General features: G+C 67.2%; 20 protein-coding genes and 3 pseudogenes. 14 read left to right on the plus strand and 9 right to left on the minus strand.

Going from position 1 to position 23,266, the window contains the following annotated elements; all coding sequences use genetic code 11:
* The first annotated feature begins 4 nt into the window (after positions 1 to 4).
* Positions 5 to 1,123 carry a fatty acid desaturase family protein gene (locus ACZ7M2_RS50725; RefSeq protein WP_471601091.1) on the plus strand — a complete coding sequence of 373 codons (1,119 nt, stop codon included), beginning with the start codon at positions 5 to 7 and terminating at the stop codon, positions 1,121 to 1,123.
* Positions 1,124 to 1,399: 276 nt separating this feature from the next.
* Positions 1,400 to 1,816 carry an ATP-dependent DNA ligase gene (locus ACZ7M2_RS50730; protein WP_471601092.1) on the plus strand — a complete coding sequence of 139 codons (417 nt, stop codon included), beginning with the start codon at positions 1,400 to 1,402 and terminating at the stop codon, positions 1,814 to 1,816.
* A 128-nt stretch (positions 1,817 to 1,944) separates the two neighbouring features.
* Here the strand turns inward: ACZ7M2_RS50730 and ACZ7M2_RS50735 are convergent, their stop codons facing one another.
* Positions 1,945 to 2,424, minus strand: a complete 480-nt coding sequence (locus ACZ7M2_RS50735; protein WP_471601093.1) for a hypothetical protein — start codon at positions 2,422 to 2,424, stop codon at positions 1,945 to 1,947.
* Positions 2,425 to 2,918: 494 nt separating this feature from the next.
* On the opposite strand from ACZ7M2_RS50735, the gene ACZ7M2_RS50740 reads away from it, so the two are divergent.
* Both ACZ7M2_RS50740 and ACZ7M2_RS50745 read left to right on the plus strand, forming a co-directional pair.
* Entirely contained in the window at positions 2,919 to 3,635 is a 717-nt protein-coding gene (locus ACZ7M2_RS50740) for a hypothetical protein (protein ID WP_471601094.1), read from the plus strand.
* A gap of 119 nt (positions 3,636 to 3,754) precedes the next feature.
* Positions 3,755 to 4,084 carry a DUF6262 family protein gene (locus ACZ7M2_RS50745; protein ID WP_471601121.1) on the plus strand — a complete coding sequence of 110 codons (330 nt, stop codon included), beginning with the start codon at positions 3,755 to 3,757 and terminating at the stop codon, positions 4,082 to 4,084.
* Between the two features lie 41 nt (positions 4,085 to 4,125).
* On the opposite strand, the gene ACZ7M2_RS50750 is transcribed toward ACZ7M2_RS50745, so the two are convergent.
* Positions 4,126 to 4,995 carry an IS5 family transposase gene (locus ACZ7M2_RS50750; RefSeq protein WP_471601095.1) on the minus strand — a complete coding sequence of 290 codons (870 nt, stop codon included), beginning with the start codon at positions 4,993 to 4,995 and terminating at the stop codon, positions 4,126 to 4,128.
* A gap of 602 nt (positions 4,996 to 5,597) precedes the next feature.
* Here ACZ7M2_RS50750 and ACZ7M2_RS50755 point away from each other — a divergent pair.
* Entirely contained in the window at positions 5,598 to 6,467 is an 870-nt protein-coding gene (locus tag ACZ7M2_RS50755) for a phosphotransferase (RefSeq protein ID WP_471601096.1), read from the plus strand.
* A gap of 193 nt (positions 6,468 to 6,660) precedes the next feature.
* On the opposite strand, the gene ACZ7M2_RS50760 is transcribed toward ACZ7M2_RS50755, so the two are convergent.
* From ACZ7M2_RS50760 to ACZ7M2_RS50775, 4 genes and pseudogenes are all read right to left on the minus strand, one after another.
* Entirely contained in the window at positions 6,661 to 7,590 is a 930-nt protein-coding gene (locus ACZ7M2_RS50760; protein ID WP_471601122.1) for an IS5 family transposase, read from the minus strand.
* Between the two features lie 32 nt (positions 7,591 to 7,622).
* The gene (locus ACZ7M2_RS50765) at positions 7,623 to 8,033 is read right to left on the minus strand and encodes a hypothetical protein (protein WP_471601097.1); all 411 of its coding nucleotides are present in this window, start codon (positions 8,031 to 8,033) and stop codon (positions 7,623 to 7,625) included.
* A 2-nt stretch (positions 8,034 to 8,035) separates the two neighbouring features.
* Positions 8,036 to 8,987: pseudogene (locus tag ACZ7M2_RS50770) on the minus strand (DUF6192 family protein).
* Between the two features lie 225 nt (positions 8,988 to 9,212).
* The gene (locus ACZ7M2_RS50775; RefSeq protein WP_471601098.1) at positions 9,213 to 9,698 is read right to left on the minus strand and encodes a hypothetical protein; all 486 of its coding nucleotides are present in this window, start codon (positions 9,696 to 9,698) and stop codon (positions 9,213 to 9,215) included.
* Between the two features lie 165 nt (positions 9,699 to 9,863).
* Between ACZ7M2_RS50775 and ACZ7M2_RS50780 the strand changes: the two are divergent.
* A pseudogene (locus tag ACZ7M2_RS50780) lies at positions 9,864 to 10,251 on the plus strand (ATP-binding protein); the annotation flags it as partial.
* 49 nt (positions 10,252 to 10,300) lie between these two features.
* Here the strand turns inward: ACZ7M2_RS50780 and ACZ7M2_RS50785 are convergent.
* From ACZ7M2_RS50785 to ACZ7M2_RS50795, 3 genes are all read right to left on the minus strand, one after another.
* Positions 10,301 to 11,068: a hypothetical protein gene (locus ACZ7M2_RS50785; protein ID WP_471601099.1), complete on the minus strand. Its 768-nt coding sequence runs from the start codon at positions 11,066 to 11,068 to the stop codon at positions 10,301 to 10,303.
* Between the two features lie 191 nt (positions 11,069 to 11,259).
* Entirely contained in the window at positions 11,260 to 11,823 is a 564-nt protein-coding gene (locus ACZ7M2_RS50790; RefSeq protein ID WP_471601100.1) for a dihydrofolate reductase family protein, read from the minus strand.
* 364 nt (positions 11,824 to 12,187) lie between these two features.
* Positions 12,188 to 12,592, minus strand: a complete 405-nt coding sequence (locus ACZ7M2_RS50795; protein ID WP_471601101.1) for a hypothetical protein — start codon at positions 12,590 to 12,592, stop codon at positions 12,188 to 12,190.
* 249 nt (positions 12,593 to 12,841) lie between these two features.
* Here ACZ7M2_RS50795 and ACZ7M2_RS50800 point away from each other — a divergent pair.
* The 8 genes and pseudogenes from ACZ7M2_RS50800 to ACZ7M2_RS50835 all read left to right on the plus strand — a co-directional run.
* Positions 12,842 to 13,114 (plus strand): annotated as a pseudogene (locus tag ACZ7M2_RS50800) (GNAT family N-acetyltransferase); the annotation flags it as partial.
* Positions 13,115 to 13,422: 308 nt separating this feature from the next.
* Positions 13,423 to 14,055 (plus strand): DUF2461 family protein, encoded by a 633-nt coding sequence (locus ACZ7M2_RS50805; protein WP_471601102.1) that lies wholly within the window; start codon positions 13,423 to 13,425, stop codon positions 14,053 to 14,055.
* Between the two features lie 654 nt (positions 14,056 to 14,709).
* Complete coding sequence (locus tag ACZ7M2_RS50810; RefSeq protein ID WP_471601103.1) at positions 14,710 to 18,150, plus strand: GDSL-type esterase/lipase family protein; 3,441 nt, start codon at positions 14,710 to 14,712, stop codon at positions 18,148 to 18,150.
* Between the two features lie 128 nt (positions 18,151 to 18,278).
* Positions 18,279 to 19,199 carry an ATP-dependent DNA ligase gene (locus ACZ7M2_RS50815; protein WP_471601104.1) on the plus strand — a complete coding sequence of 307 codons (921 nt, stop codon included), beginning with the start codon at positions 18,279 to 18,281 and terminating at the stop codon, positions 19,197 to 19,199.
* Between the two features lie 470 nt (positions 19,200 to 19,669).
* The gene (locus tag ACZ7M2_RS50820; protein ID WP_471601105.1) at positions 19,670 to 20,566 is read left to right on the plus strand and encodes an alpha/beta hydrolase; all 897 of its coding nucleotides are present in this window, start codon (positions 19,670 to 19,672) and stop codon (positions 20,564 to 20,566) included.
* 253 nt (positions 20,567 to 20,819) lie between these two features.
* Entirely contained in the window at positions 20,820 to 21,053 is a 234-nt protein-coding gene (locus ACZ7M2_RS50825) for a hypothetical protein (RefSeq protein WP_471601106.1), read from the plus strand.
* A gap of 225 nt (positions 21,054 to 21,278) precedes the next feature.
* Complete coding sequence (locus tag ACZ7M2_RS50830; protein WP_471601107.1) at positions 21,279 to 21,467, plus strand: hypothetical protein; 189 nt, start codon at positions 21,279 to 21,281, stop codon at positions 21,465 to 21,467.
* Between the two features lie 146 nt (positions 21,468 to 21,613).
* Positions 21,614 to 23,101: an oxidoreductase gene (locus tag ACZ7M2_RS50835; RefSeq protein ID WP_471601108.1), complete on the plus strand. Its 1,488-nt coding sequence runs from the start codon at positions 21,614 to 21,616 to the stop codon at positions 23,099 to 23,101.
* The last annotated feature ends 165 nt before the right edge of the window (positions 23,102 to 23,266 follow it).

Here is a 23,266-nt window from a genome sequence, read left to right on the forward strand (position 1 = left end):
CACCTTGACCGCCATCGACCCCACCGCCCACCTGACCGCGGAGCAGATCGAGGAGCTCGGCCGCGAGCTGGACGCGATCCGCGACGAGGTGATCGCCGGCCGCGGCGAGAAAGACGCTGCCTACATCCGTAAGGTCATCTCGGCGCAGCGCAAGCTCGAGCTGGTCAGCAGGGGCGTGCTGCTGTTCTCGATCTTCCCGCCCGCGTGGCTGCTCGGCACCGCCGGTCTGTCCGTGGCGAAGATCATGGACAACATGGAGATCGGCCACAACGTCCTGCACGGCCAGTGGGACTGGATGCGGGACCCGAAGATTCACTCCACCACCTGGGAGTGGGATCACGTCTCGCCGTCCGAGCAGTGGAGGCACTCGCACAACGAGCTGCACCACACGTACACCAACGTGATCGGCAAGGACAACGACCTCGGCTACGGCATCATGCGCGTCGACGAGGACCAGAAGTGGCACCCGTTCCACCTCGGCCAGCCGCTGTGGAACTTCATCAACGCCTGCTTCTTCGAGTACGGCATCGCAGCGTACGACCTGGAGCTCGGCAAGAACCTGCACAAGCGCCGCCGCAAGAACCCGGAGTTCCGCGCGCGGGCCAAGGCCGTGGGCCGCAAGATCCGCAAGCAGGTGCTCAAGGACTACGTGATCCACCCGCTGCTGTCGGGCCCGTCGTTCCTCACCACGCTCGCCGCCACGTTCACCGCGAACCTGGTCCGCAACATCTGGTCCCACTCGGTGATCATGTGCGGGCACTTCCCCGAGGGCGTGCAGGTCTTCGAGCGCCGGTCGATCAAGGGCGAGACGCGCGGCCAGTGGTACCTGCGCCAGATGATGGGCTCGGCGAACATCAGCGGCAGCAGGGCCATGCACTTCATGACCGGCAACCTGTCGCACCAGATCGAGCACCACCTGTTCCCGGACCTGCCGAGCAACCGGTACGCCGAGGTCGCGGTGAAGGTGCGCGCGCTGTTCGAAAAGTACGAGCTGGAGTACGTCACCGGGCCGCTGCCCAAGCAGGTGTTCTCCGCGTGGCGCAAGGTCTTTAGGCTCTCGCTGCCGAACAAGAAGCCCAAGGTCAAAACGCCGGACCGCGAGCAGGAGCTCGTCGCGGCCTGATTCCCGGTATTGGTTCAGATCTTTCGGCCGTCCCGGCGGCACCGCCGGGTTCGGTGAGATCCGTTGCGGACAGTGGGCGACCGCGACAACAGACCGTACGACACGGGATCCGGGCAGCCCGGTGTCCAGCTGCGCTGCCTGGACGTGCGCCAGGAGCTCAGCACACAGCCCCCGGCGAGGTGTTGTAGTGCGCTGACCTGCCGTGGTCGGGCCGGTAGCCGGGTGCGTACGCGCACTCGGTTTGCCGACGGGCGGGCTGGGTGGAAGGCATGGGCTGTGACGTGGACACTGCCGGAACCGATGCTCGCCGCCCCTGTGTCCGACCCTGCGCTGCTGCCGGGATGGGCCGGTGAGCCGAAGTACGACAGGTGGCAGGCCCTGGTCTCTATCGACGCGGGGCGGGTGGTACTGCGCTCCAGGCGCGGCACCGACATGGGGCCAGCGTTCCCGGAGGTGATGGCCGGGGCCGCGCAGCTGCCGGACGCGACAGCGCTGGTCGGCGAGCTGGTCGTATGGGACGCCGCGGGCCGCCTCGCGTTCGAGCGGTTGCACAACCGGCTTGCTCGGCGCGGTACCGGTGCGGCCCGGGCGGCGGAGGAGTGGCCGGCCCACTTCATGGCGTTCGATCTGCTGCGGCTGTCCGGGACCGACACGACCGGATGGCAAACGATCACGCCGGGCTGGTGTGGGTGAGTACTTCAGTCCTGATCAGTGCGCGCGATAGGCCCCGTCGGCGATTTGTGGATACCGTCATGGCGCGTCCCTCACTGCATGGATGCCCTGCCCCCAGATGGGGGCAGGGCATCCATGCAGTGAGGGGATCAACCGATGTGGTAGACGGTGACGGTTACCTCTCCGTCGGGACCGGGGATGGTGTAGACGCCGGGGCCGTGGAAGGGCTCGCAGCCGTCGGCGAGCACATCGTCGGCGTTGTAGCCGGTGTCGTCCTCACCCACATAGGCACAGACCTCGCTGATGAGGTGGTCGGCGAATCTGTGCGTGGCGCCGTGCTCCGGGTAGCGCGGCAGGGTGGGGGTGTTGATGTCCAGGTCCGGGTGCTCCCACAAGGTGGTCTGCCGGAGGCCGAAATCCTTCACGAGGACCCTGCCGTAGGGCTCGGGCAGGTTGTTGTTGTCCTTCTCCTGGGGGTTGGAGAACTCGATCGAGTAGGTGATGAGCCCACCGGGATACCGTGCCTGAGCAGCGGACTGCGCCTGAGCCGATCCGGCACTCACCACGCCGGCCAGCAGCAGGGCCGTCGAGGCGAGGGCCGTCAGTCGGCCCATGGACGTCGGACGCATCCCTGTCTCCTTTCACTTAACGTAGCCGCTTGACTACGCTACGAAGATAGGCGGGGGCATTGGGCCGATCGACCGGTCGCCGGTCAAACCACCCAGGTGTATGGCGCTGAGGCTTTGGCCGCGGTGAAGTGCGCGGGTGGCCAACCCCTGGCTCGAGCTGCGCCTTTTGGCTCTACTTCGTCCGATGTGCGCCCATGAGCGCTGGAATGCCGAAGCCGCCACCGAAGCAGAAGCCGCCAGGGAGGCCATGAGCCACGCGCACCGGGACGTGGCGGGCGGGGGCGTGGCGGGACTCTGCGTGGAATCCTCCTGCTGGGCTGGTGGCCGGGCCCTGACGGCACGGCCGCGAACTCCCGCCAGTACAGCCACCCGAGACGCTCGCGATTACCCCGTCATGGGGCCCCCACGGTGGGTATGGTCGTTGGGCTGACGCTTCGTCATTCCACGAGAGTTCTGGGGGACTTGTGGACGACTTACCGCCGTCACCCGCCCAAGTGCCGCACCGTCTCCTGGCCGACCCCGTGTTCGTCCTGGCCTTGCAGGAGCGCGACTTCACCGTGGTGTTCGCGATGGCCCACGAGGCGGGAATCTCCTTCAACCGGATCGCCGAAGCGTGCGTGCTCAAGTCCGAGCGTGTCAGCCAGATCGCCCGGGGCACCGCGGCTGTCACCGCGCCGGCAACTGTCGAGCGAATCTCCGGCGGTCTGCGCATTCCCGGTGCCTTCCTGGGACTGGCTGCGCAACCCTGGGAGGACACCGCCGCACTCAGCACGGAGTCCCACCATGGAGGCCGCGACATGCTCGACCTCGTGCAACTCGACCGCCGCACCGACCGCATCCTGCCCAACGGCTACTGCCTGCTGCCACCCATCAGGTCCCGCGACAAGGGAAACGCCTGCCACGGCTGCGACCACTTCGCCACCGACCGCACCTTCCTGCCGGACATCCAGCGCCAACTCGCCGAAACTCAGTCCCTGGTCGCCACCCGGCAGGCCCGGCACACCGAACGCTACGGGGAGCCGATGAGCGGGACCAACGTCTGGATGGAACAGCGCAACTCGGAGATCCGCAGCATGCAGCTGGAGATCGTCGCCCTCGAAGCTCAGCCGGCCGACAGCACCGCCGCCGTCCGCGGCGCCGGCGTGCTCGGTCGCACCGGCTACCAGGACGCCGCCAGCACCTCGGACACCAAATGGGCATCACGCTCATGAGCAAGCGGCCGAACGAAAAGGCCCCGGAAACCGTGCCTCCTGCTGACCGGCGGATCGCCGCCCTGCGGCAGGCCTCGCAGGACAAGCACCAGCAGGCCGTCCAATGAGCGGAGGCAGGCATCCGCAGGCTGGTCGAGGAGCGCGAGGAGATCAACTTCCGTGCCGTTGCCCGCGCGGCGGGCGTCAGCGTGGACTTCTTCTACGCCCACACCGACCTGCGCAAACGCATCGAGACCTTGCGCGGCCAGCAACGGGCCGAGAACCAGTCTCCGCCGCAGGCACCCTCAGCCGACGACGGCACAGTGATCCATGCCCTTGCCGACGCCCTCCGCCGTGAGCGCACCACGCACCGCGAGCGCGTCCAAGAACTCGAACAACGACTGGCCGCCGCACACGGCGAGATCCTGCGCTTGCAACGGGTGATCCCGTCACATGGCCCGACATCGTGACAGCACTCGCTGGGCCTCAGAGGTCGTTTTCTCCTGTTGTTTCATCCCGGAATATTCCGCTTGGCCTGCGGTGTCGGGTCGCGCCAGGAGACGGTGTTCTCGCTGGTGAGGCGGCGAGCCATGAGGTCGGTCATGGCGATGCGGATCATGGCTTCGGAGCGGACGGACAGGGTCTCGTAGTCGCGGGCCAGTCGGCGGTGGAGCATGAGCCAGCCGTAGGTCCGCTCGACTGCCCAGCGTTTCGGGATCGGGGTGAATCCCCTGGTCCCGGGCCTGCGTTGAGTGATTTCCATGTCAATACCTAGGGTGGCCGCGTGCTCGACGAGGTGCTGACGGTAGCCGCCGTCGACCCACACCTTGCGGATGCCGGGGTGTTCGGCCGCGACCTGGTCCAGGAGTCTGGTGCCGGCGACGGAGTCCTGCACACTCGCCGCGGTGACCAGCACGGCAAGCAGGAGCCCGAGGGTGTCGGTGACGATGTTCCGCTCCCTGCCCACGATCTTCTTCCCTGCGTCGATGCCCTGGCTGGCGGCGGGAACGCTGGTGGAGGTCTTGACGCTCTGGGCGTCAATCACACAGGCCGACGGCTCGGCGTCCCGTCCCTCCTTCTCCCGCAGGAACTGCCGGAGCAAGCCGCCCAGCTGCGCGAACACGCCCTCGTCCGCCCACTTGGCGAAGTAGCCGTAGACCGTGTTCCAGTGTGGAAAATCGTGCGGGAGGTAACGCCACTGAACGCCGGTCCGGTCCACGTACAAGATCGCGTCCATGATGTCGCGCAGGTCGTACTCGGGCGGCCGGCCGAAGTCCAGGGCCCTGCCGCGGCGCTCGAAGCGCCAGGCCGAGAGCACGGGCTCGATCAACTCCCAGCGGGCATCGGACAGATCACTCGGATACGGACGCCGCTTCACCATGCTCGTAATGCATCGCCGCGGACCGAGTGCACCCAGGCGCACAACGATGACGACGGAAGCACGCAACCCTGAAAGCCGGACATCCTGGAATGAGACAGGAACAAGCAGCACCCCGCCCCACCCCTCCCCCCTCCAGACCCACCAACCCCAGCCACACCTGCCACCTCTTCCACACCGCCACTCCACCTTCCGAGAATCAGTCCATAAACCGCCAAAATAGATGAAAACGACCTCTCAGAAGCTGTTTCAGATCCGGTGATCTGTGACGTGCTGTGACTGGTGGACCGGTCTGTGGCGCCGGGACAGCCGGTTGCGCAAGCGGGTGGCTGCGGAGTTGTGGGGCGCTGGCCGGGCCAAGTGCCCCGAGTGCGGGGCCACTTGGATGGCCGGGGGTGGATCGGCGTTTGAAGGCCGTTTATTGCTCGCGGCGATGTGTCATGAGGGCCTGGCGGGCACGGAAAAAATCGTTCGCCGAACGGTCACAGTGACCGCATCACGAACGCACCCGAATCGCATCTTCGATCGCATATTCGCACAAACCGACTCCCGCCTGACGCAGAAATCGAGGAGACTACCGGCGGCCGGTGTACCAAGATTTGAGAATGGAGATGTCCGACGTTACGCGTGCGATCGCGGCTACGACTTCGGTCGCCGCATCACTCGGCCTGCCAGTCAGCGGCGCAATTGTGCTCCACAACTCGAACAAGCTGGCACTGCGGCTGACGCCATGCGACGTCTTTGCCCGGGTCGCCCGTGTGGGACAAGAGGTTGCACAGTTCGAAGTCGAGCTCGCTCAGCGGCTCGCCGAGGTCGGATGCCCGGTGTGTCCCTTGGAGCCTCGGGCGGACCCGCGTGTGTACACGCGCGATGGCTTCACGGTGACGCTGTGGACCTACTACGAGCCCGTGGCACCTCACGTCTCACCAGTCGACTACGCCAAGGCGCTGGAACTGCTGCACGTCGGCATGCGCAAGGTCGATGTGCCGAGCCCGAGGTTCACGGACCGGATCACGGAGGCGGAAGAAGTCGTTGCCGACCCGGATCGCTCGCCGGAGCTCGCCGACGCAGACCGCGTCTTCCTCAGCGGCAGACTGGCAAGCCTGCGACGAGCGATCGAGGAGCGCGGCGCCGTGGAGCAGCTGCTCCACGGCGAGCCGCATCCAGGCAATGTACTCAGCACGAAGAACGGCCCGTTGTTCATCGACCTTGAGACGTGCTGCCGCGGACCCGTCGAGTTCGACCTCGCCCATGTTCCCGAGGCGGTCTGCGAGCGCTACCCGAACATCGACCAAGGGCTGCTGGACGAGTGCCGACAGCTCGTCCTCGCGATGGTCGCAGCGTGGCGTTGGGAGCTTGGCGACGAGTTTCCGAATGGGAGGCTATTCGGAGAAGGATTACTGCGCGCGCTGCACAACGGTCCTCCTTGGCCGACACTCGACACGATGAACAAGAAGCTGATTCAGATCCGGTGATCTGTGACGTTCTGTGTTGGACAGTGGGATGCGTCTGGGCTCGCACCTCAATGCGCCCTCCCGCTGAAGTCGCGGCGGTGCCAGAGCGAGCGGCATGGGTAAACGTCGTGGGCACCCGCCGCTTCCAACAGAGAAGGATGGGGAACCCCACCACCCGCTGCTGCGGCGGCGCCACGGGGCGGGCTGCCCGAGATCAGCGCAAGACGGTGGAGGCCAGTCGGATCGTCTGTGGCTGCTGCAATCGGAGGCGTATGGGCTTGGGCTTGCCAGCCGTTTCCACCGGTTCGACTGGGTGTGGGGTGGTGCGCGGTGGCCGGGGAGGTCGGGTGAGACGGCGGACCATGAGGGTAATGAACGTCCAGGTGATGCGGGCCTCGCTGTGGGAGATGAGCCGCTCGTAGTCGCGCACGTTGCTCCTGGCCCTCATGATCCACGAGATGGCCCGCTCGACTCGCCACCGCTTGGCGAGGACGGCGAATCCGTCCTGGTCTTTGCGGCGGGGCACCGTCTTGAGGGTGATGCCGAGGAAGGTGTGGGACCATTCGACAAGGGTTCCGCCATAGGCGGAGTCCGCCCAGGCGACGGCGAGTTCGGGATGGGTCAGACGCAGGCGGAACAGCTGGTCGCGGGCGGGGATACTGTCGTGCGGCGAAGCCTCGGTGACCATCACGGCCAGAGCCACGCCGCGCATGTCCACGGCCAGGTGTCGCTTCCTCCCGTTGATCAACTTCCCACCATCGAATCCGCGAGTGTCCTGGCCGACTGTTTCGGCACCCTTGACGGACTGGGAATCCAGGATCACCGCGACGGTGCGGGGATTGAGGCCGTCGTGAACACGGACCATCTGGTGCAGCTCTGCAAAGATGCGGGCCAGGTCCCCACTCGCACGCCACCTTTGAAAAAATCCGTAGACCGTGCGCCAAGGGATCCCGAAATCGACCGGAATGGCCCTCCACTTGATCCCGTTGTCGTTGACGTAGCGAATGGCATCGACGACGTTGCGGCGCGGATGCTTCTCCGGACGGCCTCCGGTGGGCAGCTCGCAGGCCGGGACGGGCACGAGCGGTTCGAGGATGGCCCATTCGGCGTCAGTGGTGTCACTGGGGTAGCTCCGCTTGCGCACGGTCGGCGGCCGGGTCTCGTTGATGCTGGTCATCAGCGTTCCATGCGGGTGAAAACTTCCAGGGTGGCCTTGACGCCGCCGAGCTGGTCCAGGACCAGGCGGATCCATTCGTCGTCGGAGGCCTTCCTGGCGTGCGGGGCGATGATGCCGGTGATGAAGTTGGTGACCCGGTGCAGTTCGGCCTGGAAGATCGCGCGCTCGTAGGAGATCCAGACCTCGCTCTCCTCGGACATCTGAAAGCCGTCCCGTCTGCTGTAGGTCACCGGCGGGAGTCCTTCCTTGACCGCGACCTTCCGCAGGAACCTCAAACCCGCCCAGACCTGCGATGGGGTGCGCTTGGTCGCCCGGCACAACTGGGGAAGCGTCAGCCCCGCCGGCCGCGCCTCCTGCAGAGCCTTGCGTACCGCCTGGCCGTGGACGTGGGCGGGCAGCCCCGCCCCCATGGCTACTGGCCCCGCAGAAGCTGGGCGAGCTGTTCGTCGAGATCGACCCGCCCGGTCGCGGCCGCGGTCTCGATCCAGTCGGCAGTCGCGCGGATCTTCTCCAAGTGGTTTTCCAACACCTTCGTCTGGGTGTCGGTGAACTCGTGCCCTCGCAGCTTCGGGACCAGCCGGGCGGCCCCGGCGATGAACCCCTGGCAGACGGCGATCAGGTCGGAGAACTCCATCGACTTCCGCCAGCTGTGGACAATGCGGGCCGGGTCGTCAAACCGTTCACCGTCCTCGCCAGCGCCGAAGGTGTTGTCGTAGTCCTCCTCGAACTCTTCGTCTTCGAGTTCGGCCTGCTCGAACTGGGCCTCGTTCACGTTCTCCCGGGCCTCGGCATCGCGCATGGCCTTGAACGCCACCTCCGGCCGGCGCAGGAAGTCGGTGGCCACCTGTGCCGCCACCGCCTCGTCATCACGCGCCAGTTCACGGATCGCCTCCCTTCTCCTGCACGGTGACCGAGACCAGGACCTCCTCGGTCTTCCAGCCCACTAACTTCTTCGCCACCTCCGCACTCCACCGGCGCCGGCCGGTGCGCTCGCTCAACGGCGGGTTCCCGATCAGCTCGAACCGGTCCGGTACGGAGGCCAGGATCCGATGGACCTCCCAGGAGACCCCCGTCTGCCGGTGCTCGGCGGGCCACTGCGCGGCCACCCACCGGTGCGTCCGGACCGTATAGAAGGACAGCCCGATCTCCTCGGCGAACAGACGCAGCGACTCCTCCACACCCTGGTCACCCTCGTCGAGCGGCAGGTGACCGCCGTGCCCGCGAAGCGGCTCCAGCTCCAGAGCCGCGTCCCCGAGCCCGAACTGGCAGCGGGCGTCTTCCTCCACCATGTTCAGAGACTCGGCCACCAGCTCGTCGTAACGGCTCCGCGTGACCTTCCCAACCATCTCCACCATTGGGGCCATGGCGCACCACCCGGCGCGGGCCGAAGCGTCGGCGTCCTGCGTCGGCTGCGGAACCCCGGCCCGGCGATGCGCCCAAAGTCCACCTCACACCGCCAACATCACCAGGTTCCGAGCCAACATGGCCAATTCTGGCCCCTATAGCGACCCATGGCGCCCTGCACCACTCGCCGGTCTATCAGTCACGGAACGTCACAGATCGTCGGTTCCGACACAGCTTCTCAGGGTTTACGATCCAGAGCGCAATCCCAGAGCACTGTGCTCCACCACGCCCGAGGGAAGATCGCTCTTTCCCGAAGCCCGAGCAGTCAACTCCACGAGACAGGCCCGGAGTTCGACGGCGGGCTCGCCAAGGACGATCGCGCTGATGATCAGCTCCACCATCAGACAGTCGTACTCGTCCCCCGTACTCCGATAGCGCTCGCGATCGGCCTCCACAACAGCAGAGGCGATCTTCCTCCCACCACCAGTCAGAGGGGCAAAGGACGCCTCGTAGACGCCGCGACCGGTCCAACTCCGGTGCATGAAAAGGACATCGCCTTCAACGAAGACATTCCACTTCTCATCCATGTCCCGGGCTCGATATCCGCGCCGAATCCGGTCCCAGTCCTCGTCAGTCCAGACTCGATCCGGCAACTGAGACACCGGCCGGGGCATGTTAATCGGATGGAGGCGCCGGAACGACTCTCGGGTGAGCGGGGCATCGGCAGTCATGACGTGATCCTACGGAAGCACCACTCCAACAAGACAGCGGCTTACCTCCAAGAGCAGGCACCCTGGGTAGGGGATGAACCTCCGCCGCCTTCCCGACGCGTCTGCAGCGTGGTGAACAGCGACTTTGCAAGACGTCCACATCGTTACCCCAGATAAGCGCAGGCCTTCGACTTCGACGCCAACCCCAACGTCGGCCCCGCCACCGTCTACACGCTCGCGACCTGCGAGTGGGTCAAGAAGGGCGAACCGCTCTGCCTGATCGGCGACTCCGGCACCGGCAAGTCCCACCTGCTGATAGCCCTGGGCCCCGAGGCCGCCATGCAGGGCTTCAGGGTCCGCTACGTGGCGACCAAGCTCGTCAACGAACTAGTCGAGGCCGCTGACGAGAAGCAACTGTCGAAGACGATCGCTCGCTACGGCCGTGTCGATCTCCTCGCGATCGACGAACTCGGCTACATGGAACTCGACCGCCGCGGCGCCGAGTTGCTTGTTCCAGGTCCTGACCGAACGCGAGGAGAAGAACAGCGTCGCCATCGCCTCCAACGAATCGTTTTCCAAAGCGCACATGTTCCGGCGAACCCGTGCCAGGCAGCGCCAAAACATCACGGGTTCGCAGCGCGTCCGATCCCGTCTGCGGCCTGGAAGTCGTGATACTCGTCGCAGACGATGCCCTGGTTGACCCAGTGAGCGGGGTCCGCGCCAAGCTCGCGCTCGGCCAGGCGGAGGGCTTCCTCGGGGCTCGCCACGGTGCCAATCTCCTTTCCCCAGCCTTCGTCTTCCGGGTCGAGAGGTGGGAACTCGGTGACGTCGCGGAAGGTGTCGGTGCCGACGTCTTCGACTTCGCTCAGATAGACGGTGACGCCCGCGCGGCCCGGACTGACAGCGATCCAGCGAAGGCCCCGCCGACCGTCGCGTTCAATTCCACCGAGGAACTGCTCGATCTGCTTCCCGCGGTGCAGTGCCCCGAGGGCGAATGCCGGGGTGAGGTGCCGCATCTCATCGTCTCCGTTCTTGCTGGTCGGGCAGGCGTCCTGCATCGACGTGGTCCGAGAGGTGCGGTTCACAGCGCCTTCGGTGCCGCCGGAGCTCCAGTGCAGGGTGAGGCCGGCGGTCACCGCATCGAGGTCTCGGAGCAGGTGGAGGGCGAAGTTGGTGAGGCCGGGCAGTTGGCTGGCGTCGACGGCCTCGATCCAAGCGGGAAGCGTGGAGCCGAGGCGGTGGGTGAGGATCTCGCCGAAGTCCCGGACGTGCTCGGCGGCAGCATTCGGTTCGGGACAGCGGGCCAGGACGTCCTTCAGTGCGGCGTGCTCGTCGCGTTGGGAACTGTCGCGGTTGCTCTTTGCCGACTTCGATCCGTCCGTACGCGGCATCGTGGCCCAACCTTTCCTGCTGAAGGCCGTTGTGGAGGGGCAGGCCCGCAAGCACATCCCGGATTACCTCTTGACCACTGAGCAGGGTCCGGTAGTGGTGGATGTGAAGCCGCACTGCCGGCTGTCCACCCCAGTGGTGGCGTTCACGTTCGCGTGGACCCCGGCAGGCGGTCGAGCCGCGTGACGGGCGCTCAGCGCCTCGTCTCGTACCTGGTCAGGACCACGCCGCAGGGAAGCGTCCGCGTCTCCACCAGGTTCAGGTTCACCCAGCTGTCCAGCGCGGTGAAGAACGGCGTGCCGCCGCCCACCAGGACCGGCGCGGTGGCCAGCACGTACTCGTCAATCAGCCCGGCCCGCATGACCGCCCCGGCGAGCGTCGCGCCGCCGATGTCCATCGGGCCGCCGTCCTCGGCCTTGAGCCGGGCGATCTCGGCGACCGCGTCGCCGGTGACCAGGCGGGTGTTCCAGTCGACCTTGTCGACCGTCGAGGAGAACACCACCTTCGACATGTCCCGCCAGCGGCGCGCGAACTCGATATGCGCCGGGGTGGCGTCGGGCTGCTGGTCGCCGGTCGGCCAGTAGGAGCTCATCGTCTGCCACAGCTTGCCCCCGTACAGCGACAGGTCGGTCGCCTGCAACTGGTCGGACCAGAACTGGAACAGCTCGTCGCTCGGCACGCTCCAGCCGATGTCGTCGCCGGGCGCGGCGATGTAGCCGTCCAGGGTCAGGTTCATGCCGTAGATCAGTTTCCGCATGGCGCCAGCCTTCCGTGAGTCGGTCTCACGCGCACAGACCGGCGCGGCGCGGGAAACTCATCGGTGCGCGATCTGAGCTCGCATGCAGTCCTCGTGCCCGGCGGCTCAGCCGCAGACTCATCGTTCCGCCGAGGAAATGGCATCGATCTGAGACTGATCCTGGGCGACATCGCGGTGAGACAACAGAGAACCAGCAGGTCACAGAAGATCGACATGTCATCGACGGCGAGACCCTACACGCTTGTAGGGTCTCAGATTTCGTGGCACGCTCTCGGCCGCGATGGCACAACGGTGGCACTCATGCCACCGTTGTGAGACTCCCTGATCGAAGCGTTCACTCTTTCGGGCGGCGGAGCCTTGTCCTCTACCAGGTGGCGGTGCAGTCCTCGTCGTTGGCATAGGAGTTGTCGCAGGCGAAGAGCTGGACCGTGGACTGGTCGGAGTAGGAATACGTTTTGCCCTCGGTCGGCAGGTACTTGGTCTTGCCGCTGGTCCAAAGGACTACGTAGACGGACACGCCGCGGCTGGCAGCGGTGAAGCCGTAGTGACCGTGGTAGCGGCCATCGGAGTTGCGGTACCAGGTCTTCCAGACCGTCGCCGTGCGCTTGCCGTCCGGCAGCCACAGCGTGGTGGAGCGGTAGGTCATCGGCTGGAAGGCCGTTTGAGGCACCGCCACCGCCGCTTGAGCCGGGGCCGCCGCACCCATCAGTGCGGCCGCGAGACCGAGTGCACCGGCGGCGCCGGCACATCGCCTGATCGTCTTCCGCATGCTTCCCCCTTCGGATCGAGTCCCTGCGCGGGACGTCGTTTGGGTTCATGCTCCACGGCCGTGCTCACGGCTCATAGTGGCGGCCGGTGGAAGGACGCGTATTGGGGACGCCCCACGTCCTGACCTGGGCTGACCAGGCGTGGGATGACGTCCGCGCGGGACGGTGGACGGCGGCGTGGCGGCCCTCAATCGGTCCGGCCCAGGCGCTCGTCCAGCGGAAGCAGGGGACGGAGCAGCAGGCCGAGGCCGGCCTTGGCGGGCTCAACATCAATGGTCGGCGGCATGGTCCGGGTGGACCCCGTCCACGCTCCGGCCCTTTTCCGCCGCGGCGGCTACGCGGGCGCCGTGACGGCCGAGGTGAGCAGAGCCGCGCTGGCTATGGGCTCGACGGACGTCGTCCTCTTCGCGGACCCGGCCAACCCCACCAGCAACGCGCTCTATCAGCGCATGGGATACGTCCACGTCACCGACTTCACCGGGTACAGATTCTCCGGCGCCGCACCGGAGACGAGCCAGGTCTGAGAAGTCGAAGACGGCACAACGGCTCGCCCGAGGAAATGCCGCGAGTCTGAGACGGCGGACAGGTGCCACGGCGTGAGACAGCCTGAGAAGGTCCAGGTCACAGCGTCGCTGCATGACACGGAAGTTGAGAACCTACACCAGTGTGGGATCTCAAGTCCGGCTGCACAATCTCACCGTCCGCTCCATATCGACTGCACTCTCGACTGGCCGACGAACCCCGCGGCAGCACCGCCCACCTTGTCCGGGGTCACGGCTCCCTACCCGTCTCACTCTCCGCGCGCGGACCATGGGTGAGCTAACCTGCCCGCATGCGCGGACAGTTCACCGGCTGGCCGGAGCAGGCCATGGACGTGTTGTGGCAGCTCCAGGGCGAACCGACCCACGCAACCCGCGAGCGCTGTCGCGCGGACCGCGAACGCCTGGTCCGGCAGCCGATGATCGCCCTGCTCAACGAGGTCGCGGACACCGACCCCCGATACGAGGACTTCTCCGTCTGGCACTACCGCACCGACTCCTGGTGGTGGCAGCACCAGAGCGCGGTGATCCGGCTCGGCCGCAAGATCGAGATCGGTCTCCGGTTCGACCTGGACGGCCTGCGGGTCCAGGGCGCCTGGTGGTACCCCGATCCCGGCCAGGTGGACATGTTCCGCAAAGCCGTGGCCTCCGAGGGGAGCGGCCGCGAACTGGCCGCCATCGTCGAGGACGTGCGGAACAGGGGCTACGACATCTCCGGGGACCTGATGAAACGCCCCCCACGCGGCTATCCGGCGAACCACACCCGTACGAACCTGCTGCGCCACCGTTCGCTGATAGCCGCCCGTCCCCTCGGCTGCGAGGAGTGGCTGCACACCCCCGAGGCGGTCGACCGGGTCCTCTCGGCCGCCGCCGACCTGGACGCCCTGCTGATGTGGCTGGTCCGCCACGTGAAGCGCGCCGCCTGACATCACGAAGGCGCCGCGCGGCACGGGTGGAACCACACCCGTGTCGCCAAACCTGGCGGGGATGCACCGAGAGCCGAACAACCGCAGATGAAGCAGCGTGAGGCACCGCGAGAAGCCGCAGGTCACAGCCTTGGTGTAGGCAGCGAAGCGCGAGACCCTACAACCAGCGGATGGGCCCCCGCCACGGCACGCTTCCCGACGACACCGACGGGCGCCGCGGCCACGGCCGCCGCAGGCTGGACGGGTGGACTGGCCGGCCTCCGTCGCCCTCGCCCGGTCCGTACTGGCACTCCCCACCGGCACGGACTGGAGCTACGAGGTGAAACTGGACGGTTCTCCGGCCACTCCAACATGTCTCACCTGCTGCTGCCGCTGGTTCAGGCGCCTTGGGCGAGAGTTGGCATGGTTTGAGCGATGACTCGGGTCGGGCCCGGTGGCTTGAAGCAGTCTTGATGGACGGTGGTTCGGCGGGTGTGGGATACGTTCTCATTTGACGTGATCAAGTCAGATGGAAGGCGAAAGTAGCTGATGGTCATACATACTGCTCCCCGTCCCCCGGGCCTGGGTGGCAGACGGTCGAGGGCGCGACGGTCCGACTGGGCGCGGGGCGGCGGGCCGCGCGTCAGGTCCGTTGCCCTCGCCACGGTCCAGGTGTTGTTGTGCGCGCTGCTGGTGGTGCCGTTCGCGGTCCTGGCCGCCGGCCCGGCCCAGGCAGCTCCCCCGGACCGAACACCGTTCCTCACCTGGAACATGCAGGGAGCGACCAGCTCCGGCCAGAGTCTCTGGTCGGACTACATTGCGAAGATTATCGAGAACGCCCGCTTCCCCCCGGTCGTCATGCTTCAGGAGGTGGGCCCCGGTGTGCCCACCAGCACGGGGTTGGACAACCCTCCCGGGACCGAGGGCAACTCCCTGGTCACCTATGTCAGATGGCGCATGTCCGTGACGCGGACCTATTACATGGTCTTCTTGCAGACCAATGATCCGACCACGCCAGGTGGCCGGGTGAACACCATTGTGATGTCGCAGACTGAGGTCGACGAGGCCATGGTGGTGGAGAACAACCACAGCAGCGGAGCCGGTCGACCCGCCATCGGCATCCGGTTGGGGAACGACTGGTACTTCAGTTTCCACGCGCTGTCCCGCAGCGGCGGTCCTGACGGAGTCCCCATGCTGAACAGTATCGGTTCGGCCGTTCTGGCCAACGCCCAGGCAGCCGCCCAACGCGACGGCACATCCGTGCAACGCCGTGACTGGACGGTGGGCGCGGATTTCAACAGGCGTCCCACGACGATAGGAGCGGAACCCGGTCTGCAACAGCACGCCGACTGGCCTCGCATCATCAGGCCGCCAGGTGCGAATCTCCACGTCCTGGCCAGCGGCCAGCCCACTCACCGAAGCGGGCGGGAACTGGATTACGCCGTCACCACGTCTGACGTGGATCCGGACGCGTTCACAGCCACCCCGGAAACCAACAACGGCGGCTCCGATCACCAGCCGGTCTGGATCCGCCCGACCCCCACGCCGGCAGGCAACCAGCAGCCGCCGTACGCCTCAATGCCGGTAGGCGGCAATGCGGTCGACGGGCCCAACGCGATTCACGGGGGCATGCGCGAGCCGGTGCGTTGCAACCTGTACGTGGCACAGGGGACGTGTTATCGGCTGCCGAGAGGGGTCACGCGGGCAAGTGCGTCCGACGCGGGCACACCCGGTTTCGATTATGTGGGCGCCGTCAGCAGAGGGGACATCTCCGACGGCGACAACCAGGAGGAGGCGTTCCCCGGACAGAACATCGACCAGCTGCGTCAGCATCTCGTCGGTGACCTGCGCACCTACAAACCCAACGTCGTGCTGCTCCAGCTCGACGTCGCCAACGACCTCACAAACGACAGCACTTTGACGGCAACGCAGGAAGCGCACCAACTGCGCTTGCTGATCGAACAGATCCACTACGTCCTGCCCAACACGATGGTACTGGTCGGCGATCCGGCCCCGTCCAAGTCGCCTGCCATCCGGGACAAGATGTACAACGGGGACTCCTCCTACCTCGCGCAGTCGAGCGCGGCCATCACCGACGCGCGAAGCGCGGGCCTACGAGTTCGCCAGGTCCCCATCGACTTCCCCCACGACACCAGCTTCGTCGACACCACTCAGGACGCCGACGGCGTGCCCAACGACAACGGCTACCAGGCCATGGCCAAAGCCTATGTGGCCCAGCTCAGCAGCCTGTGGCAGTCCGGAGCCGTCGTCGCTCCGGACGAGGTCGTGGTGAACCCCGCCGACCTGGTCGTCGATGCCAGCGGCGTCGACGACGACGCGTCCTCGGGCGGAAACCCGACCACGAACCCGCCGCTGAAGGTGATGGTGGTCGGGGACTCCATGAGCGAGGGGATGGAGGGTGACTGGACCTGGCGGTACCGGCTGTGGCAGTGGTTCCAGGACCAGCACGTGCCCGTCGACTTCGTCGGCCCCTACCGCGGCACCAAGCAGCCCGACCCGACCGGCCCACCCGCTCCGCCCCGGCTCCAGAACGAACCGCCCGAGAACCCCTCGGTGGCAAACCCGCCCGTCTCCGGTGCCTACAACCAGGGCATCGCGCCCGGCTTCGACAGTGATCACTTTGCCGTGTGGGGCCGCCAGGCCGCTCAGGACAAGGAGCTGATCGGGCCGATGGTCGCGCAGTACAAGCCCGACCTGATCCTCTTCGGGATCGGGTTCAACGACATGGGCTGGCTCGTGAGCGACGCGCACGGCACGCTGGACAGTGTGAAAGCCCTGGTCGACCGGGCCCGGGCGGCGAAACCGGACGTCAAGATGGCCGTGGCGAACGTCCCGCAGCGCCTGTTCATCGACGGACGGCAGGATCTGGTCGACAAGACCAACCAGTACAACGCCCTCCTCAAGGACGCCATCCCGGCCTGGAGCACCTCCGCCTCCCCGGTGAAACTCGTTGACTGGGCAGCGGGATACGCCTGCGAACCGACCAAGTGTTCCGCCGGCTACGACGGCCTGCACCCCAACCTCGTAGGCGAGTACCAGATTGCCTACGCCTATGCCCGCACCCTCAACCGGGAGTTCGGGATCGGGCAGTCGGTCCCGGACAGCATCGCCACGTTTCCCGACCGCCCGATCTCCCCGGTGTCGGGCCTCAAGGCGGAGTCCGTCCCCAGCGGCATCAAGGTGACCTGGAACCCGGTGTTCGGCGCCCGCGGATACACCGTCCGCTACCGGCGCGTCGGCGCAGCAGACTGGAACGAGGTGGTCGTGCCGTCCAACCGGTTCGACACCACCTGGACCGAGGACGGCTGGACCTGGGAATACCAGGTCCGCACCTACAACTACACCGACGGTGCGTCGGCATGGATGTTGACCACCGCGACCGCGCATCCCGAGACCGCGCCCCCGCCGCCGAACATCACGACCTCGCCGAACTCGACGGGCATGGACGTGTACTGGGACACGCCGACGGGCTCGCACACGGACAGCATCGACCGCTACGAGGTCATCACCTGGGACAAGGACGTGCCGGGCGCGTACATCAACAGTACGGCGGTCACGAACAACCAGGCGCGCATCGACGGCCTCGTGCCTGGCCACCACTACCTCGTCGCGGTCGCGACCTGGAACAAGGCTGGCGGCGGCATGCCTGGCGTGGCCCGGTCGGTGACCATCGGCGCGGGGACACCATCGGTCCCGACGGACGTCACGGTCAGGTCCGTCGACGCCACCACCGTCCAGCTGAACTGGAAGGGGTCCCCGGAGGCGGCCGGATACCGGGTGTGGGTACGCAACGTCAACGCACCCGAAGGCTCGAACACTCAGGGCCCTTACACCACGGACAGTCCCGAGCACCAGATCGCCTTCCTGTTCCCGGGCAACTGGAACTTCGAATTCTGCATCACCGCGTTCAACGGCTCACTGGAGTCCGGCAAATCCTCCTGCGTCCATGTGCCGATCCCGCCCCCGTCGACCGGCGGAAACCCACCACCGTCCATCAGCAGCCGCAAGGCCCCGCCTCCGGCCGAAGGGCCCTTGCTGAAGCTGGGCCAGGCCATCGCCGCACAGAGAAATGCGGCCGCGGCCTCGCCCAGCTAGAGCCGAGAACCACGGGGCCGTGCTCGCGGACGCCCCGGCCCGCGAGCACGGCCACCACGCCGTCGGCCGTCCGGCCGCGCTGATCCCCGTCCCGTCCAGCCGCGGGCAGGCGATGCGAGAGTGGCCACGTGTCCCATGAGACACGTCGAAGTCTGGAGAAGGACGGGTTCAGGGCCCTGCTCTGTGTGGACGCGGGTCGGGTGGTGCGGCGTTCGAGGCGCGGCACCGAGATGCTTCCGGCGTTTCCGGAGATTGGGGCCGGGGCCGTGCAGCTGCCGGACGCGACCGCGCTGGACGGCGAGTTGGTCGTGTGGGATGCCGCGGGACGGCTCGCCTTCGAGCGGCTGCAGAACCGGCTTCAGCGGCGCGGCGGCGGGGCGGCCCGGGCGGCGGGCGAGTGGCCGGCCCACTTCGTGGCGTTCGATCTGCTGCGGCTGTCCGGGACCGACACGACCGGATGGCCGTATCGGCGGCGCAGGGCCGCGCTCGAGTCCGTGTTCGCCGCCCGTCGGCTATCCGCCCCGTGGGTGCTGTGCCCGTCGACCACCGATCCGGACACCGTGCGTGAGTGGCTGACGTGGGCGTCGGTCGGGAAGGAGGGCGTGGTCTACAAGCGGCTGGACGGCACCTACGAGCCGTCTGTCAGGGGCTGGTTGAAGTGCAAGGTGCGCGAGACGGCCGAGACGGTCGTCGGTGCGGTCACCGGCCTGGTGGCCGCTCCCCGCCGTCTGCTGCTCGGCAGGTACGACGACGAGGGGCGCCTTCAGTACACCGGCCGCACCACCAACCTCGCCCGGACGGCCAGCAGCACGTTCGCCGGCCTGCTCACTCCGGCCCGGCGCGGCCGCCCCTGGACGGGCTGGTCCTTTTCCGCAGGGTGGGGCAGCCGGGAGACGCCGAACGTCACACTGGTGGAACCCGAGCTGGTGGTCGGAGTCGACGTCGCCCGCGACGCCTCCGGCCGGTGGCGTCATCCTGCTCGTCTGCACCGCGCCCGCCCCGGCCTCTCCCCCGCCGACGTTCCCCACCTGACATCGCCGCCGCACTGACGGCGGCACCGCGCGGCGGCCCCCTGGTCTGAGGGAGGTCAGTCCACCTCGCTGGGACACGAATCAACCTCAGCCGTCACCCGTGATCAGGTAGCCTCTTGGCATGTCCTACATGTTCGTCCGCCGTCGGACCGCCTAAGACGTCTGCCGCCGCAGTCGCCCTGCGACCGGCGCCAGTCGAGGAACCCGCAGGAGACCACCGCGGTCTCACGGCACTGCCCTGCGGGTATCGCTCGGCCCTGACCGTCGACGCGCACCATTGCCGGTGAACGCATCCACGTCGCGTGCCGCCCCTGGCCGCCACGCGGTGGTTGACCGCTGCCACCGGCTGCGTGCGCCCGGCCACTGAACCGCGATGCGCCTGGTGACAGGTGCGTCCGCTTCTCCTTCACTTCGGCGGCTCACCGCGCCGGCATCGGGTCCATCAGCCATGCCTGCCGCGCCGCCCACCGGACATAGGACTGACCCGTATGACATCTGTCTCCAGCAACGCCTCCCGTCCGCGGCGGGCCCGCGACGCGAATACGACGTTCGTACTCGTGCACGGCTCTTGCTCCAGTTCGCTGATGTGGGCTCCTGTCCAGCGCGAGCTGGCGCTGCTCGGCCATCGCAGCTTCGCCGTCGATCTGCCGGGGCACGGCTTCGACGCGCAGTACCCGGCCGCCTACCAGGCTCCCCAGGACCTCGACGCGTGGGCGGCCGAGCCGTCGACACTGGCCGGGGTCACCCTGCAGGACAACGTCGACATGGTCGTCGACGTCGTCCGACGGGTGGCTGAGCACGGGCCGGTGGTCCTCGTGGGCGCCAGCCTCGGCGGAACCACCATCACGGGGGTGGGCAACACGATCCCTGACCTGGTGAACCGAATCGTCTACATCTCGGCATGGTCGTGCGTGCAACGATCGAACCCCGTCGAGTACATGCAGGAGCCCGAGTTCGGCGACAATCTGCTCGCCCCACTGGCCGCGCTGAACGTCGGCAACCCCGCAGAACTCGGCGTCGGCCGGGCCAACTACCGCACCGCCGACCCAAGTCTGTTCGCCGCCGCCAAGGCGGCGATCATGGCGGACGGCACTGACGATCAGTTCCGGGCCTTCCTCAACATCCTGCAGCCGGACGAGTCCCTGGCGGTGATGATGTCCGACGCACGCGGCCACGCCGACACCTGGGGCACAATCCCCCGCACCTACATCCGCCTCGCCGACGACCGGACGCTTCCCGCAGCCATGCAGGACCGCCTGATTGCCGAAGCCGACGCCTTGACGCCCGACAATCCGTACGACGTGCACACCCTCGCCACCAGCCATGTCGGGTTTCTTCTCAAACCGGCGGAGGTGGCCGACATCCTCGATCAACTGACCGTGTGACCCAGAAGGCACACATCACCAGCTAGCGCGTTGAAGGGGGCAGCCAACTGGCTGCCCCCTTCCAGCGTTCGCTGGGGCCACATCAGCAAGACGTGACTTACCTGCCTGCCACTCATACAGCGCTCTCACCTGCTAAGTTCCCTGTCAGCTCTAGATAACCGTCGGCTGGACGGCCTACGGCAGCGGGAAGGCTGCCGCCGCCGAACGCCACTACGCCACCGCGCTGCGGGCCGCAGCCAGCGCCGACGATCCCGTGGTCGGAGCGAACACCCTCGCCTTCTGGGCGATCCAGCACTACTCGACCGGTGATCCGCGCGGCGCGGTCGACCTTGCCAAAGCCGTTCCCACCGTCATGGAGATCATGGAATCCGGGGCGTTCGACATCGAGTCGATCATCACCCACGAATTCCGGCAGGCCGACATCGTCAAGGCCATCGAGACTGCCAGCGACGTCAACAATGCCCTGAACGTCGTCATCGCGTACTGAGCCATCTGTCGGCGCAGCCAGGAGAACCCCCGGAACCAGAGGAACGGGCGACGCACGCCCGTTGCCCCGGAACCGCTCCGACATCCCCGGACACCAGGTCCACACCGTCGAGATCGATCTCAGCGCCGACCACGGCTCCAGGAACCGGCGCTGGAGGAGTGGAGGCGGCGCTACCCGCTCTTCCCCCGCGTCCTGTTCGTCCTGGACGGCACCGGCCCCACCGGTGTGGAGACCCGCATCACCGCCCTGCACGCCGCAGCTCGGCACCTGACGGCATCCCGCTTCCTGCACGAGGTCCCCGTCCTCGCGGCCCCGCTGGCCGACCTCCTCCAGCACGGCCCCTCCGCACCCGTATGGCGCCCCGTCCACGACCCCGGCCAGCGAGTCCCACGGAGCCAGTCCCGGCACCGGTAGACATATGTCCCGTCTCGAAGGATCTGGTTCGCGGCTGTGTCGGCTACGTGTGGCGACCAGATGAGTTGAGATGCTGGATCGGGGAGTGTCTCAGCTGACGTAGTCACGGCGACGCCATCCGGGACTGTGCTGTCTACGCTGTATCGATGCTGCCGTACGAAGAACTGACCCCGTCCGAACGCGAGTTGTGGAACGCCTTCCCCGAAGGTCGCCAGGTGGACCTGCGCGCGGGCACGCCGAGCGCAGACGATCCGGCCGGAGGGGCGGACTGGGGGCCCGAACGCACGCTTCGGGCGGCCGTCGTGACAGCTTTGGCGCGCGGAGCAAACGCGGCGCCACCGGGGGCGGTCACCGCTTTGCGGGTGGCTGGCGCGCGGATCACCGGTCATCTCGATCTCGCTGGGGCGGAGACCGACCACGTGTTGTGGTTTGAGGACTGCTGGTTCGAGGAGGGGCCGAGCCTCTATGGAGCGGCCACCCGGACGATTGGGATCATCGGCAGCCGGGCGCCCGGCATGGACGCCACGTTGGCCCGGATAGAGGGCACCCTCAATCTGCAGCGATCGGTTCTCCACGGCACGGTTTCGCTCATGAGAGCTCGGATCGCAGGCGAGTTGAAACTGAGCGAGACGATACTGTCGGCCTCGGACCAATGGGCGTTGTTCGCCGGCGGCCTTGTCATGGAAGGCGGGGTGTTCTGCCGCAGAGGATTCACCGCGCACGGCGGGATACGGCTGCTGGGAGCACACCTGCCGGGCGGCCTGTTCATGGAGGGAGCCCGACTGGACAACCCTGATGGTCCGGCGCTCGTCGCGGACAACGCCGTGGCCTCGACGCTGGTCTTCTCCCAGGGGTTCACCGCGCAGGGGGCCGTATGCCTGCGCGGGGCGCAGATATCGGATCAGCTCACCTTTGACGGTGCCATCCTGAACGGCGAGGACGTGGCCCTGGACTGCTCGCGGATGCAGGCAGGCGATATGCACTTCACACCCTCCGCACCACCCTCCGGCTCTGTGGACCTCCGGGGTGCCAAGGTCACAGCCCTTCACGACGGCGAGGGCGTCTGGCCGCGCATCGTACGGCTACAAGGGCTCAGCTACGCCTCCCTCCAAGCCAGGGACGGTCTACGAGGGTACGACGCAACACGCCGCGTGGAGTGGATCCGGCGCGAGCCCGGCTACGCCCCACAGCCGTACGAACAGCTGGCGAGCTGGTACCGGCAGGTCGGCCATGAGGACGACGCCCGCAGAGTGCTGCTGGCCAAGCAGCGTCACCGCCGCAGCACCCTGCATCCGGCCGGGCGGGTGTGGGGCCACCTGCTCGACGCCCTGGTCGGGTACGGCTACCGCCCCTGGCTGGCCGGAGTGTGGATCATGGCTCTGACCGTCCTCGGCACAGTTGTCTTCGGCGGCCAGTCGCCGAAACAGACCCAGCCCGGCCAAGGCCCGCCGTTCAGCGCCCTCGTCTACACCCTCGACCTGCTGATCCCCATCGGCGGCCTCGGCCAGCGCACCGCCTGGTACTGGCCGGAAGGCGGCATCGCGCAATCGCTGTCCTACGCGCTGATCGCGGCGGGTTGGCTGCTGACGACGGCAGTCGTCGCGGGCGTGACCCGGTCACTGAACAAGAGCTGACAACCTCCACCGACGCCATCAACAGGTCCGCCGGACGGCTTCCTGGCCGCCCGCGGCCGCGCCTTCGCCAGCCCCCACCGACAACTCGCCGAACCACTCCGCTCGAGACATCGAGCGAATCGGCCCAGTTCGCTTACGACAGGGACCAGTTCACCGGCCGAGTAG

Source organism: Streptomyces sp. NPDC111507 (assembly GCF_055638955.1).

Excerpts from the sequence above, each read along its gene's own strand:
- ACZ7M2_RS50735 (WP_471601093.1), bottom strand. The coding sequence starts at position 2,424 with ATGCGTCCGACGTCCATGGGCCGACTGACGGCCCTCGCCTCGACGGCC.
- ACZ7M2_RS50750 (WP_471601095.1), bottom strand. The coding sequence starts at position 4,995 with ATGGTGAAGCGGCGTCCGTATCCGAGTGATCTGTCCGATGCCCGCTGG.
- ACZ7M2_RS50755 (WP_471601096.1), top strand. The coding sequence starts at position 5,598 with ATGGAGATGTCCGACGTTACGCGTGCGATCGCGGCTACGACTTCGGTC.
- ACZ7M2_RS50765 (WP_471601097.1), bottom strand. The coding sequence starts at position 8,033 with ATGGGGGCGGGGCTGCCCGCCCACGTCCACGGCCAGGCGGTACGCAAG.
- ACZ7M2_RS50775 (WP_471601098.1), bottom strand. The coding sequence starts at position 9,698 with ATGACTGCCGATGCCCCGCTCACCCGAGAGTCGTTCCGGCGCCTCCAT.
- ACZ7M2_RS50785 (WP_471601099.1), bottom strand. The coding sequence starts at position 11,068 with ATGCCGCGTACGGACGGATCGAAGTCGGCAAAGAGCAACCGCGACAGT.
- ACZ7M2_RS50790 (WP_471601100.1), bottom strand. The coding sequence starts at position 11,823 with ATGCGGAAACTGATCTACGGCATGAACCTGACCCTGGACGGCTACATC.
- ACZ7M2_RS50795 (WP_471601101.1), bottom strand. The coding sequence starts at position 12,592 with ATGCGGAAGACGATCAGGCGATGTGCCGGCGCCGCCGGTGCACTCGGT.
- ACZ7M2_RS50805 (WP_471601102.1), top strand. The coding sequence starts at position 13,423 with ATGCGCGGACAGTTCACCGGCTGGCCGGAGCAGGCCATGGACGTGTTG.
- ACZ7M2_RS50820 (WP_471601105.1), top strand. The coding sequence starts at position 19,670 with ATGACATCTGTCTCCAGCAACGCCTCCCGTCCGCGGCGGGCCCGCGAC.
- ACZ7M2_RS50835 (WP_471601108.1), top strand. The coding sequence starts at position 21,614 with ATGCTGCCGTACGAAGAACTGACCCCGTCCGAACGCGAGTTGTGGAAC.